Consider the following 13,698-nt stretch of genomic DNA (forward strand, 5'->3'; position numbering starts at 1 on the left):
CTGCCCCAGCGGCTCACAGCGCTTTGAGCCGCTGGTAGGTGTCCAGCGCACGTTCGCGGGACTCCTGCAGCCCGACGAGGGGCTCGGGATAGCCGGACGCCGCTTCGGGGTCCTTCCACGGTTCGTGGATCCTTTTATCGTCCAGGCCCGAGAGCTCCGGGATATAGCCCCGGAGGTACCGCCCCCCGGCGTCGAATTTCTTGCTTTGCGTCACCGGATTGAAAATCCGGAAGTACGGCGAGGCGTCCGCTCCGGAGCCGGCCACCCACTGCCAGTTGGCGGGATTGCTCGCGGCGTCGGCGTCCACAAGGGTGTCCCAGAACCATGCCTCGCCCAGGCGCCAGTCGGCCAGCAGATTCTTCACCAGGAACGATGCCGCTGCCATGCGCACCCGATTGTGCATCCATCCCGTCTGCCAGAGCTGCCGCATCCCGGCATCCACGAGCGGATACCCCGTGCGCCCTTGTTGCCACGCCTCGAGTTCGGCGTCCGACGGCGTCTGCCAGGGGAAACGGTCAAACTCGCGACGGTAATTTTCGGTGGCCAGCTCCGGGTTTTCGTACAGGAGCTGCCAGCAGAATTCACGCCAGCCAAGCTCGCTTCGAAAGATGCCGACGTCGGCAGGAGCGTTCCGGGGGAATCGTTCGCGGAGCGCATGCCAGATTCGGAACGGGCTGATTTCGCCGAAGCGAAGATGCGGGGAGAGCCGGCTGGTGCCTTCCACGCCGGGAACGTCCCGGCCGGTGCCGTATTCCTCCACGGGCCCGTCCAGGAAATCCTCAAGCCGTTGGCTGGCCCCCTGTTCGCCGGGAGCCCACGTGTCCGCGAGCCCGCCGCTCCAATCCGGCCGGTGGGGGAGCAGCCCCCAGGAATCGAGGCTGTCGCCGGCCGGCGGGGCACCGGACGGGCCGGCTGCCGGCTCCGGGAGGCGCTGTGGGGCGTCAACTGGCAACCGGGGCTCGGCGCCGGCCAGGCAGGAACGCCAGAACGGCGTGAACACCTTGTACGGTCCGCCCGAGCCCGTCCGGACAGTCCACGGTTCGAAGAGGAGGTTCGCCTGGAAGCTGGTGGCCTCGATGCCCTCGCCGGTGGCCCATTCCTTGAGGCCCGCGTCCAGCGTGCGCTCTGGAAGCCCGTAGCGCCGGTTCCACAAGATGGTGCCCGCCGCGGTCTCGTTGGCCAGTTCCCGGATTGCCGGTGCGGCGGCACCGCGCCGGAGCAGCAGCCGCGACCCTTTCGACTCAAGCTCCGCCGAAAGGGCGCTCAATGAATGGTGGAGCCACCATCTGGCCGCACCGCCGAGCGGGCGGATGCCGGGGGAGGCCTCGTCCAGGACGTAGACCACGGTCATCTTTTCCGGCGACGATGCCGCCACGGCGAGGGCAGGGTTATCGTCGAGACGAAGGTCATCGCGCAGCCAGACAATCGTTGAAGCCATGGCTCCACGCTACACGCCGCGGAAACGAACAAGGCCGGGGTCCAGCGGACCCCGGCCTTGCCAGGCTGGCGATAAGAGCGCCCGGGGTTATGCGCCCAGGGCCGGCATCTTTACAGCTTGTCGAAGTCAGCCTCGTCGACGGTCGAGCCGGTAGCGGCCGATCCCGACGCCCCGATTGCCGGCTTGGCGTTGCCTGACTTCAGCGCTGCCAGCCGTGCGTCAATCTCCGTCTGCTCGCCGAGATCCTCGAGCTGGTTGAACTGGGCGTCCAGGCTGGAGGCCGCGAGTTCCTGCTGGCCACGCACCTTTGCTTCTTCACGGCGGATCTTCTCTTCGAACCGGCCGACTTCACTGGTGGGATCCATGAAGTCGATGCTCTTGAGCGCGTCATGGACCTGGGACTGCGCGGCGGCGGTCTTGGAACGGGCCACAAGCTCGTTGCGCTTGCTGGTGAGCTGGTTCAGCTTCCCCTTCATCTGGTCCAGACCGGTCTTGAGCCTGTCCACCACCTCGGACTGTGATGCGATATTGGGCTCAGCGGCCCGGGCCTCGTTTTCCGAGGACATCTGGCGCTGCAGGGCGACCTTTGCCAGGTTGTCGAATTTCTGGGCGTCGGCCGCGTTGCCGCCGCTGCGGTAGTCGTCGGCTTTGCGAGACGCGGCCAGTGCCTTGTTTCCCCAGTCGTGCGCGTTTTTGATGTCCTCGTTGTAGTCGTCCTGGAGCATGCGCAGGTTTCCGATGGTCTGGGCAACCGCGGCTTCGGCCTCGGCGATGTTGTTGGTGTAATCGCGGACCATCTGGTCCAGCATCTTCTGCGGATCCTCGGCCTGGTCCAGCAGCGAATTGATGTTTGCTTTTGCCAGCTGCGCCATGCGGCCGAAAATGGACTGCTTCATGGTGTTACCTTTCGTCCTGCTCAGTGTTTCCCACTGAATCCAGTGAACAGTTGATGTACCGCTTCTACCCGCCGGCTGCATTGTCGCGCCAGCGCTAGTCTTGCCGGCTAGAAACTGCCGGAATCACCGCCGCCGAAGTCGCCGCCGCCGAAGTCGCCGCCGCCAAAGTCCCCGCCGCCGAAGTCGCCGCCGCCGGAGTCCCCACCCCAGCCGCCGCCGTCACCATGGCCGCCGCCCCAGCCGCCCCCACTGCCCCCGTTGAGGATGGAGTTGATGAGGATGCCGCCGAGGATGGCACCGCCAAGGCCGCCGCCTCCGCCGCCGCCGCCGAACATGCCGCCACGGCCATAGCCCTGGTTCGCGTAACCGCCGAAGCTGTCGACGTCGGACTGGGCCAACTGGGCGGCCTGGGCGGCCAGCGCGTGGGCCTGCTGGGCGTAGGTCAGCGCCGTGACAGGGTCGTTCCGGGAGATAGACAGCGCATAGTCCAGGTTGCGCTGCGCCTCGGCCAGGCGGGTCCGCGCTTCAGTGCCGACGCCGCCACGCCTCGCGGTGATGTAATCCGAGGTGGCGCTGATCTGTGCCTGCGCGGACATGATGGTCTGCTGCAGTGAAGCCTGCGCCCGGCGGGCCTGCTCCTGCTGGTCACGGATGCCGCTGAGGGAACGGTCAAGGGACTGGTGGGCTGATTCCACACGCTCGAGCGTGGCGATCGGATCGATCTTGCCGGCCTGGATTTCGCCCTTCACCTGGCCGAGGGCCGCTTCAACCGCGGCCACCGGCCCGGCAAGCTCGGGATGGGCGCCGGACTGGATGATGGCCTTCGCCTGAGCCAGGTCCTGGGCGGTATCCACGACGGCGGCTTCGAGCCCGTTCCGGGCCTCGTCCAGGCTGCCGGCAACCTTGGAGATGGCGTCCAGGAGGACGTTGGTCTGGTGCAGGCTCTCCTCTGCGGCGCGGACGGCCACGGCGGCAAGGCTTCCTTCACCGGCCGCCAGCTTTTCGCGGGCAGTCGCGCCGGCATTCTGCACGAACGCGAGGCGCTCCTTGGCCTGCGCGATGTTGTCCGATACCTGGACAAGCGCGCTGTCGGCGTACTTGCCGCGCAGGTCCGCCAGCGTCTGTTCCGCCTTGGCGATTTTCGCGTCGGCCTCGACCGCCCCGGAATTCACGGCGGCCAGCGCCTGGGGCGCGTTCTTTTCGAGTTCGCGGAGCGAGTCGAAGTCCGCTTTCTGTTCCTGCAGGGAAGCGAGGGCGGCTTCGGAGCGGCGGATGATCTCGCCCAGCCAGCTGCGTTGCTGCTCTTCTGTGTCCGGGATATGGTCGTCCAGCTGCTGCTGCAGCTTGAACGACTCGGACATGTGGGCCTTCGCTTCCTCAAGCGCCTTGGTGAAATTCCCGACGGCGGCGTCGCCGTATTGGGCCTGCGCAAACCCAAGTTCCTGCTCGCTGGACTTGATGGCGTCGTCGGCCTCAATGAGCAGCGAGCCGCTCTTGCGGCGCAGCTCCTCGACACTCAGCGAAGCGAGCGGATCAAGCTCGGCGCCCTGCGGTCCATAGCTGGCGCTGGACGCCTGGGCCTTCTTCCGCCGGTTCCGGAGGTAGAGATAGGTTCCTGCACCGCCGGCGGCCACAACACCGGCGCCAACGAGAACCGCAGCACCGGCGCCGCCGGAGGAAACAGTGCCGCTCCCGCCGCCAGCCGCATCGCCAACGGCTGACGCAGTATCAATGGCGGCCTGTGCGTAGTCCCTCTTGCCTCCGGCGAGGTTTGCAACGATGGCGTTCTGCGTGATGTTCGACGTCTTGGACGCGATGGCACTTGCCGAGTTCGGGGCGAAGTAGTACTGGCCCGCTGTCGAGATAGCGAGCAGAACGTCTGCCCTGCCCATGCCCTTCTCGGTGGCGACCGCCTGCCCCCACGCTTTGGGGTCGGCCGGATTCTCGAAGGACTTCACGGTGACCACGTAGAGGTTGTATTTGTGGTCCTTCAGCAGCTTCTGGACGGCGTCCTGGACCTCGCCCTTTCGGCTGCCGAGGACATTCGCATCATCCACGATGTTCTGGCCGGACGGGATGGATACCGGATCTTCAGCCCAAGCCGCTGCGGCAGGAAGCGCCAGCATTCCAGTCAGGCCGATCACGGCGAGAACACGTTTCAACATTGACCGCATGGCAACCCTTCAGCACGCCTGCGACTGATTCAGGATGAAACAGCCGTCTCAGAATGCAGCAGCGCCCCCACGCCGGGTGTAAAGCCGCAGGTCGCTGTGGCAATTCTTCTTGATTCTATGGTGCACCAAGGGGGCAGTCCACGGCCGGGAATATGCCACCAGCGAAAAGCGCTCTTATCCTAGGTGGACGGGTCTCGTCCGGTGCCGGCGGGCACGTTCAGGAACCTCCCAGCGAACGTTCGCTTTAGTTTCAGTCCCATCGTCCATAGTTAATGGCAGACGAGGATGAAAGGAAGTCCAATGACTGAGAACCCACTACCGGGGGCAGCGCCTGAGAATCGAGATCCTGCAGGGCGGCCCGCTGATCCTACGGTTCGGCCCGCCACCCCGGAGGGTCTCCAGCAGGGGGACGGCCAGCCGGGGAATGTTGAGCCGCTGGGGAGCTATCAGGACCGAGCCCCTGAGCAGCCGAACGGCCACACTGAGCGGTCGGGCAACGACACTGAACGACTCGCCGATGACGGTGCCTGGCGCGCCCGGGAGAACCCCACCATGAGGCTGGACCGTCCCGAGGATAGGGGGGACGCCCAGGGCAATCCGCCGCCGGAGTCCTTCAACGGACCGCGGCCCGTCTATCCCCAGCACGCCCCGTTCTATGGGCACCAGTCCGGGCCTGCGACTCAGCAGTTCGCGTCCGCGCACGAGAATTCGCCCCAGCACACCGGCGGACCCGGTCAGCCGCATCAGCCGGTGTATGGCCAGCACGGTGCGCACTCTGCCGTTCAGGGCAACCCGGCCAATGCCCCCAAGCGCAAGGCAACCTTTGGCGTGGGCACCCTTGTGGCCAGCATCCTTGCCGCCGGACTCGTTGGCGGCGGGGTGGCAACGGTGGGAGCCGGCAACCTCTTCGACCCCGGAACCGCGCCGGCGGCGAGCACAGGCAGCCAGCCCGGAACGGTAATCGTCAACAACCAAGAGGACGTCAACGCCATCACGGCCGCGGCCGTCAAAGCATCACCGAGCGTTGTCACTATCAAAGCCACGAGCGGCAGCGAAGGCGGCACGGGCTCCGGCATCATCCTCGACGACCAGGGCCACATTCTCACCAACACACACGTGGTGACCCTGGACGGCGCAACGGCAAGTGCGGCCATTGAAATCCGCACCAACGACGGCCGGGTGCTTTCCGCCAAAATCGTTGGAACCGACCCTCTTTCCGACCTTGCCGTCATCAAGGTGGATAACCCGTCCGGGCTGACTCCCGCCACGCTCGGTGATTCAGGCAAACTGAATGTCGGCGACACGGCAGTGGCCATCGGCTCACCGCTGGGTCTCACCGGGACGGTGACGGACGGCATCGTCTCCACCCTCAACCGGACCATCAGCGTCGCGTCGTCGGCCGCGCCCAAGGGCGGCCAGGACAGTTCCCAGGGCGGCGACCAGGGCTTCGAGTTCGCACCTCCGGGCCAGGGCCAAGGCCAAAGCTCCGCGGGCAAAGGCTCGATCGCCATCAACGTGATCCAGACTGACGCAGCCATCAACCCGGGCAACTCCGGCGGTGCGCTGGTGAACAGCAAGGGTGAGGTGATTGGTGTCAACGTTGCCATCGCCTCGGCCGGCGGCAGCTCCGCGGCGACCGGAACGGGCAACATCGGTGTGGGCTTCAGCATCCCGATCAACCACGCCAAGCGGGTGGCCCAGGAGATCATCGATAAGGGCAAGGCGACTCACGGCCAGCTTGGCGTCAGCGTCAGGGAAAAGACGGCCTCGACTTCCTCCTCCGGATTCTCGGTCGGCGCAGACGTCGCCACGGTGGAACAGGGTTCCGCGGCAGCCAAGGCAGGCATCAGGGTGGGCGACGTCGTTACACGCTTCAACGACCTCGCCATCAGCGACCCGAACCAGTTGACCGCCGCCGTGCGGGAGCAGCCGGCCGGTGCTTCGGTGAAGGTCACCATTCAGCGGAACGGCCGCGAGCAGCAGCTAGACGTGACGCTCGGCGCCGCAGCAGAACAGTAGACAGTCAAAAAGCAGTACCGCCGACGGCGGGCCCCACCATGGGAGGTGCGGCCCGCCGTCGGCGTCCCCGGTTGTGTCGAAGTGCCCCGGCGCCTTCGTCTGCACAGGGGGCCGGATCTGACACAGGGGTTAACACGGGACGGCACCAGCCCGCCCCTATATGGTTAGCTAGGAGCTACCCGTACCCCGGGCGTTCCGCGGCCATGACCTCACCCGGCTGGCTATCCACAAGCATGGAAGGCTGCTGTAAATACAGTGGAAGAGACATTGAAGATCATCGTCCTGGTCAAGCATGTGCCGGACGCCCAGTTCGACCGGCACCTCAGCGGCGAGGGCCACACGACGGACCGCGACGAGAGCATTCTGTCCGAACTGGATGAATACGCCCTGGAGGCCGCGCTGCAGCTGATCGAGGCCCGTGGCGGCAGCAAGGCCGGCAACAAGGTCATCGCGCTCAGCATGGGGCCGGCCGGTGCAGCCAACGCCATCAAGAAGTCGCTGCAGATCGGCGCGACGGAGGGCGTGCACCTCACGGATGACGCCTTGGCCGGCTCGGACGCGGCCGCCACGTCGCTCGCCCTCGCGGCGGCGGTCCGGCACCTCGGCGGCGACAGCCCCGTGGACCTTGTCCTGACCGGCATGGCCTCCACCGACGGTGAAACGTCCCTCGTGCCGGCCCAGCTCGCAGAACGCCTGGGTCTTCCGCAGGTGACGTTCGCGTCCTCACTGGATGTCGACGGAGGACGCATCACGGCACGCCGTGACGCAGGCACCCACTCGGAAACGGTTGAGGCCGCGCTGCCGGCAGTGGTATCCGTGACGGACCAGATCAACGAGCCCCGCTACCCCAACTTCAAGGGCATCATTGCGGCCAAGCGCAAGAGCATCACCACGCTCTCGCTGGCCGACGTGGGAGTCGATCCCTCCCAGGTGGGCCACGCCGGATCCTGGACCACGGTGACGTCGGCTGAGGAACGCCCGCCGCGCACGGCTGGCACTATCATCACCGACGAAGGCGACGCCGGCATCAAGCTGGTTGACTTCCTGGCCGCCCAGAAGCTGCTCTAAGAGGGATCACAAGACATGGCAAACGTACTCGTATTCATTGACAACCCGGGCCAGGCTCTCAAGAAGAGCAGCCTTGAACTCCTGACCATCGCGCGGTCCCTCGGGGAAACCGCCGTCGCTTTCAACGGAGAACTGCACGACGACGTCGCAGCCGCCTTGGGTGCCTACGGTGCGGCCGCTGTCTACCGCCCGTCGGCTGACGACCTGGATGACTACCTGGTGGCCGCCAAAGCAGCTTTTGTGGCGACGGCGGCGGACAAGTCCGGCGCCACCGCAGTGCTGGTTGAAAATTCGCCCGAGGGCAAGGAAATCGCGGCACGGCTGGGGATCCGATTGAGCGCGGGCGTCATTACCGACGTCGTCGCCGTCGACGCCGACGGCACCGCCCACAAATCGGTGCTGGCTGGTTCCTACACCACCGCAGCGAAAGCGACCACGCCGGTCAGCGTGCTGGCGGTCAAGGCCAACAGCGTCACCCCCGAAACAGCGGCAGCGCCGGGCACGCCGGAAACGGTGACGGTGGAGGTCCCTGCCGATGCAGCCGCCACAGCGGCCCGGATCACAGCACGCGAGCAGAAGGTTGCCAGCGGGCGCCCGGACCTCACCGATGCACGGATCGTCGTGGCCGGAGGCCGCGGACTGGACGGGGACTTCAGCCCGGTTGAGGAATTGGCTGACGCCCTCGGCGCAGCAGTGGGGGCATCCCGTGCCGCCACCGACGCCGGCTGGATCAGCCACGACGCCCAGGTTGGCCAGACCGGCAAGACCGTATCCCCGCAGCTCTACATCTCGGCCGGCATCTCCGGAGCCATCCAGCAGAAGGCCGGCATGCAGACTGCGAAGGTGATCGTGGCCGTGAACAAGGATGCGGAGTCTCCCGTCTTTGAAATCGCGGACTTCGGCATTATCGGGGACCTTTTCCAGGTTCTGCCGCAGGCGACTGAAGAAATCAAGAAGCGCAAGGCCTGAGCCCTTGACCGCACACGCTGTACCAGCACAGAGCCCGTTCAACCCGGACAAGCACCGGGTTGAGCGGGTGCTCTGTTTTGCTGCCCATCCGGACGACATCGATTTTGGTGCCGCCGGCACCATCGCCGCCTGGACGGCGGCCGGCGTCGAGGTCAGCTACTGCATCATGACCGACGGCGATGCCGGCGGCTTCGATCCGGCTCATCGGGCGGAAATCATCGCACTGCGGGCCGCCGAGCAGCAACGTGCGGCAGCGCTCGTCGGTGTCACCGACATCCACTATCTCCATGAACGGGACGGGTTTCTCGAACCCAACCACCAGGTGATGTGGGGAGTGGTGAAGCTGATCCGCGAAATCCGGCCCGACGTCGTGCTTTCCATGCATCCGGAGCGCAACTGGAACCGCATCCAGAAGAGCCACCCGGACCATCTGGCCGTGGGTGAAGCGGTGACGCGCTCCATCTATCCGGCGGTTGAAAACCCCTTCGCGTATCCGGAACTCGCCGAATCCGGGGTGCCCGCCTACAAAGTACCGTGGCTGTGGCTCTACGCCGGGCCGGACGAGCGGGAAAACCACTTCGTGGACGTCACCGCGCACGTGGAAAGCAAGCTCAAGGCGATCCACGTCCACGTTAGCCAGCACCCGGACGTGGAGGCCATGGAAACGTCCGTGCGGAACGGAATGCGGGTTAACGCGCAGCGCGCCGGGTTCCCGGACGGACGCAGCGCCGAGGCGTTTCATGTCGTCACAATCAACGGTCCGGGAACGATTGCAGGGTTCTAGGATTGCCACACTGTAACCCGTGTCATATGCTGGCCTCTGCTTAAATCATATTTATTCAGGAAGGCAGACTTTGATGGCGAAGACTGCACAGCAGCCGGTTCTGGTGATCATGGGCGTCTCAGGATCCGGCAAATCAACAGTGGCAGGCGTTGTGTCCGGCAGGCTCGGCTGGGACCTCGCGGAAGGCGACGACCTGCACCCTGCAGCGAACGTGGCCAAGATGCAGGCCGGCCAACCTCTCACCGATGACGACCGTTGGCCGTGGCTGGAAACCATAGCGGACTGGATCCGTCAGCACACCCAAGCCGGCACCCCCGGCGTTATTACGTGCTCAGCCCTCAAGAAGCGATACCGTGATGTCCTTCGGGGCGAAAACGTCGTTTTCGTGTTTCTTCAGGGCAGCAAGGACAACATCTCCGGCAGGCTGGCCTCTCGCCACGGCCACTTTATGCCGCCGGCGCTGCTCGAATCGCAATTCGAGGCGCTGGAAGAACCCACCGAGGATGAGAACTACATCTCCCTGTGCGTCTCGGCCACTCCGGCCGAGGAAGCGCAGGAAATCATTGAACGACTGAATCTCACAGCCGCCTCCGCCGCTCCGGATCAGAACTAGGAACTCATTTTGAACTCTCTTATTGCAACGCAGCTACCCGCTGCCGTCGAGGGCTGGACAGGCCACGACACCCAGCTGCTGGTTGTAGCGGGCATCGGCATCGCGCTGATCGTGGTGCTGATCGCCAAGCTCAAGCTGCACCCGTTCCTGGCGCTCGTGCTGGGATCGGCCTTCGTGGGCCTGGCGTCCGGCGTGGAGCTGCCCAAGATCATCACCAACTTCGAAGAAGGCGTGGGCGGAGTGCTCCGGGAGGTCGGCCTGCTGATCGCGCTCGGCGCCATGCTCGGCAAGCTCCTGGCTGACTCCGGCGGGGCCAACCGCGTGGTGGATACGCTGCTGGAAAAGGCAAGCGGGAACAAGGTGGTCTGGTCCATCACCCTCGTGGCCGTGATCATCGGCCTGCCGATGTTCTTCGAAATCGGCCTCGTGCTGCTGCTTCCTGTGGTCGTGCTTGTCACCCAGCGCTCCCGGATGCCGCTGATGCGCATCGCCATTCCGGCACTTGCCGGCCTGTCGGTCCTGCACGGCCTCGTTCCGCCCCACCCGGGACCCCTCATCGCGATCAGCGCGGTCAAAGCTGAGCTCGGCACCACGCTCGCCCTCGGCCTACTGGTGGCCATTCCCACCGTGATCATCTGCGGACCGCTGTTCTCGCGCCTTGCCGCCAAGTGGGTTCCCGTAGGCGCGCCGGCGGTGGCCGGCGGCATCGACACCGAACACGGAGCCGACACGACGGGCGTCAAGCGGCAGCCCACGTTCCTGGTCACCCTGCTGAGCATCATCTTTCCCGTGGTGCTCATGCTCGCCAAAGCAGTGGTGGACATCGTCTGGCCCGATCCCGAGACGGCACCCGGAATCCGGACCTTCTTCGACTTCGTCGGCCAGCCCCTCGTGGCCATGACCCTGGCCGTGCTCCTGGCCATCTTCACCTTTGGCTACGCCGTGGGCTTCACCGGCAACAGGATTACCGCCAAGATCGGCGCCAGCCTCGGACCCATCGCGGCCATCCTCCTCATCGTCGGTGCGGGCGGCGGCTTCAAGCAGACGCTGATCGGCGCAGGGGTTGGGGACGCGGTCAAGAAGTGGGCTGAAGGCACCAACATGTCCGTGCTGGTCCTCGGCTTCATCGTGGCCGTTGCGCTCAGGCTCGCCACCGGTTCGGCCACCGTGGCAACGGTGACGGCGGCCGGCATCGTCGCTCCACTGGCCAGTTCGCTGAGCCCCACCCACGCGGCACTGCTTGCCCTGGCCATCGGTGCGGGATCCCTGTTCCTCTCGCACGTCAACGACGCCGGCTTCTGGCTGGTGAAGGAATTGTTCGGGCTGACCGTCGGGCAGACCTTCAAGACCTGGTCCGTCATGGAGACGCTGATCTCGGTGGTCGGCTTCAGCTTCGTGATGCTGTTGTCCCTTATCATCTAGCTTCACAGCCGGGACAATCGAAGCCGCGCAGGCCTTGCTCCTACCAATCGGTGGGAGCAAGGCCTGCGCGGCTTCTGTCGTAGGCCAGGCTCTGGTGTGCTCAGGTATTGAGCGGCGCAGCAGCCACGGTGGGAAGCGTCGGCGAGGCGGAGCCCCCCGCAGGCTCCACGGTGATTCCGAGCGAGGCGGCCGTGCCAATCCCCTTGACGACGGCAGGCTTTGACAGGGCCTCAGCATCCATCAGGCCCTCGGAAACAGGAGCGGAACCGTCCTTCGGAATCAGCCACATCTGGTAGACCTTTCCAGGCGGAGGGGCGGGAACGTCCTTCATCCGTACCACCAAGGCGTCCGTCGATGACGATATGGAAACTGTCGCTGTACCGCCGCCACTGACATGCACCGTTGCCTGGCGAACGTCCTGTGCCTCCAGGACCTGCCTCAGCGGATCGTTCTGGTTGGCCACGTAGGCCCCGACTCCCACACCGCCCAAGGCGATGACTGCAGCAGCCGCGACACCGATCAGCCAGTTCCGCACACCGGGGGACCGGCGTCGGACTTCACGGCGTTCGCGTGCAGCGGCAAGCTCGTCCGCAAGCGGCAGCTCGTCCTCAACCGGCGGCTCTGCCGCCGGAGCTTCCGCGCGCTCCGCTGCAGGCTTCGCGGGAAGCTGGGCGACTATGCGCTCAAAGAGATCTGCCGGAGGTTCTTCCTCCACGGTGAATGTCGTGGCCAGTGTTTCCCTGGCCTGGCGAACCCGTTCCTGGAAGGACGCCCGTTCCGCCTCCGGAGCCGCCCTGACGTAGGCTTCGATGGCCTGACGCTCTTCATCAGTCACGGCGTCCAAGGCGTAGACCTCGGCAAGTTCAACGGCGCGGCCAGCGGTCAGGTCAGTGGAAATGTCGGCAGCGAACGCCCGGGGCAGCTGTCGCCCGTTGGCATCATGTGTTTCGTTCATTTCAACTCACCCCCAGACAGGTCTTCAATCGGATCAGTCCGTCGCGGATGCGGGACTTGATGGTCGGTATGGCCGCATTCAGCTTTTCGGCGACCTCGCGGTAGGTGAGCCCGCCGTAATAGGCCAGCCGCACGGACTCCTGCTGTGTTTCAGTCAGTGTGTCAAGGCACCGGACCACGGCTTCGGCCTCCAGCCGGCTGCCCACCTCGTCAGACACGGAATCGTGGTCGATGTCCTGGCTGCTGGCGCCGTACTTGGCCTCGCGGTCGCTGGAGGACTGCGAGGACCGCACCTTGTCCACAGCACGCCGGTGCGAGATGGTCATGAGCCACGCCAGGGGGCTCCCGCTTGCAGCGTCGAACTTGCCGGCAATCTGCCACACCTGCAGAAAGACCTCCTGCGTCGTGTCCTCGCTGAGCTCCGGATCGATCAGGACGCGCCGGGCCATGCCGTAGACCCGGCGTGAGGTCAGCCGGTAGAACTCGGCGAAGGACGCCTGATCGCCGCCGGCTATGCGCTCCAGGAGGGCCGCCAACTGGCGGTTAAGATCGACGGCGGTGCCGGGCGGTGCCGGGGCGTCAAAGTTCGGCGCGTTGGGAGTTTCCATCACAGTCAAGCATAGGTCTCCGGGAGCCGCTCCCTGAGCAGTTGCGCCGGATACGGCAGCATCGTGCTGGGCAAAACGCAGGGTCGGTTGGCCCGAATGTACTGTTTTCACCTGCCGCTCCTCATGCCCGGGGAATGTGTTCAGGAGTGATTCGGTGCGGGAGGTGCGGCGGATGGGTGTGACAGGTAAAAATGCCCGGTAAAAACCTGGATGACCCGCACAACAGGTGTGCGCCCGTGGGAAGGGTCCCGGATCAGAGTTGCGCGCCGGCGAAGCCGTGCTGCCGCCAGGCTTCGTACACGGCGATGGAGGCGGCGTTCGCCAGGTTCAAGGACCGCAGTGAGGGCAGCATGGGGAGCCGCACCCGGGACGTCACGTGGGGATCGTTCTTCACATGCTCGGGCAGCCCAACCGACTCCGGGCCGAACAGCAGGACGTCGCCCGGCAGGTATGAAATGTCGGTGTAGGACAGTTCGCCGTCGGAGGTGAAGGCGAAGACGCGTTCGGGCTGCAGGGCCGTCCAGGCCGCCTCAAGGTCCGGATGGACTGTCACGACTGCAAGATCGTGATAGTCCAGGCCGGCGCGGCGCAGCTTGGCATCCGAGAAATCGAAGCCCAGCGGCTCCACGAGGTGTAGTTCGGCGCCGGTGATGGCGGCAAGCCGGATGGCGTTGCCGGTATTGCCGGGAATTTCAGGGGTGTGGAAGAGGATGCGGAACACCGTTCCATCCTAATGCCGGGAAAATGCCGGGC

Annotated in this window: 12 protein-coding genes; 6 read left to right on the forward strand and 6 right to left on the reverse strand. The window is 65.4% G+C overall.

Features of this window, described 5'->3' with window-relative positions; genetic code table 11:
• Window positions 1-13 precede the first annotated feature (13 nt).
• From AC1DD3_RS00785 to AC1DD3_RS00795, 3 genes are all read right to left on the reverse strand, one after another.
• Window positions 14-1,438 (reverse strand): cryptochrome/photolyase family protein, encoded by a 1,425-nt coding sequence (locus AC1DD3_RS00785; protein WP_476880755.1) that lies wholly within the window; start codon window positions 1,436-1,438, stop codon window positions 14-16.
• A gap of 110 nt (window positions 1,439-1,548) precedes the next feature.
• Complete coding sequence (locus tag AC1DD3_RS00790; protein WP_230119108.1) at window positions 1,549-2,334, reverse strand: PspA/IM30 family protein; 786 nt, start codon at window positions 2,332-2,334, stop codon at window positions 1,549-1,551.
• Between the two features lie 107 nt (window positions 2,335-2,441).
• Window positions 2,442-4,508, reverse strand: coding sequence for a TPM domain-containing protein (locus tag AC1DD3_RS00795; RefSeq protein ID WP_476880756.1), 2,067 nt, complete (start codon window positions 4,506-4,508; stop codon window positions 2,442-2,444).
• 300 nt (window positions 4,509-4,808) lie between these two features.
• Between AC1DD3_RS00795 and AC1DD3_RS00800 the strand changes: the two genes are divergently transcribed.
• The 6 genes from AC1DD3_RS00800 to AC1DD3_RS00825 all read left to right on the forward strand — a co-directional run bounded on the left by AC1DD3_RS00800 (window position 4,809) and on the right by AC1DD3_RS00825 (window position 11,383).
• The gene (locus AC1DD3_RS00800; RefSeq protein ID WP_230117036.1) at window positions 4,809-6,527 is read left to right on the forward strand and encodes a trypsin-like peptidase domain-containing protein; all 1,719 of its coding nucleotides are present in this window, start codon (window positions 4,809-4,811) and stop codon (window positions 6,525-6,527) included.
• Between the two features lie 267 nt (window positions 6,528-6,794).
• Window positions 6,795-7,595, forward strand: coding sequence for an electron transfer flavoprotein subunit beta/FixA family protein (locus AC1DD3_RS00805; protein WP_230117057.1), 801 nt, complete (start codon window positions 6,795-6,797; stop codon window positions 7,593-7,595).
• A 15-nt stretch (window positions 7,596-7,610) separates the two neighbouring features.
• Window positions 7,611-8,564: an electron transfer flavoprotein subunit alpha/FixB family protein gene (locus tag AC1DD3_RS00810; RefSeq protein ID WP_476880757.1), complete on the forward strand. Its 954-nt coding sequence runs from the start codon at window positions 7,611-7,613 to the stop codon at window positions 8,562-8,564.
• Between the two features lie 4 nt (window positions 8,565-8,568).
• A complete protein-coding gene (locus AC1DD3_RS00815; RefSeq protein WP_230117034.1) occupies window positions 8,569-9,348 on the forward strand; it encodes a PIG-L deacetylase family protein in 780 nt (259 codons plus the stop codon).
• Between the two features lie 73 nt (window positions 9,349-9,421).
• Window positions 9,422-9,961, forward strand: a complete 540-nt coding sequence (locus AC1DD3_RS00820; RefSeq protein ID WP_476880758.1) for a gluconokinase — start codon at window positions 9,422-9,424, stop codon at window positions 9,959-9,961.
• A gap of 9 nt (window positions 9,962-9,970) precedes the next feature.
• A complete protein-coding gene (locus tag AC1DD3_RS00825; RefSeq protein WP_230117032.1) occupies window positions 9,971-11,383 on the forward strand; it encodes a GntT/GntP/DsdX family permease in 1,413 nt (470 codons plus the stop codon).
• A 100-nt stretch (window positions 11,384-11,483) separates the two neighbouring features.
• Here AC1DD3_RS00825 and AC1DD3_RS00830 read toward each other — a convergent pair whose 3' ends face one another.
• The 3 genes from AC1DD3_RS00830 to AC1DD3_RS00840 all read right to left on the reverse strand — a co-directional run bounded on the left by AC1DD3_RS00830 (window position 11,484) and on the right by AC1DD3_RS00840 (window position 13,666).
• Window positions 11,484-12,338, reverse strand: a complete 855-nt coding sequence (locus tag AC1DD3_RS00830; RefSeq protein ID WP_476880759.1) for an anti-sigma factor — start codon at window positions 12,336-12,338, stop codon at window positions 11,484-11,486.
• Between the two features lies 1 nt (window position 12,339).
• Window positions 12,340-12,945 carry an ECF RNA polymerase sigma factor SigK gene (gene sigK, locus AC1DD3_RS00835; RefSeq protein ID WP_476880760.1) on the reverse strand — a complete coding sequence of 202 codons (606 nt, stop codon included), beginning with the start codon at window positions 12,943-12,945 and terminating at the stop codon, window positions 12,340-12,342.
• 253 nt (window positions 12,946-13,198) lie between these two features.
• Window positions 13,199-13,666 (reverse strand): tRNA (cytidine(34)-2'-O)-methyltransferase, encoded by a 468-nt coding sequence (locus tag AC1DD3_RS00840; protein ID WP_230117029.1) that lies wholly within the window; start codon window positions 13,664-13,666, stop codon window positions 13,199-13,201.
• Window positions 13,667-13,698 lie beyond the last annotated feature (32 nt).

This window comes from Arthrobacter sp. 05T444 (assembly GCF_056395905.1).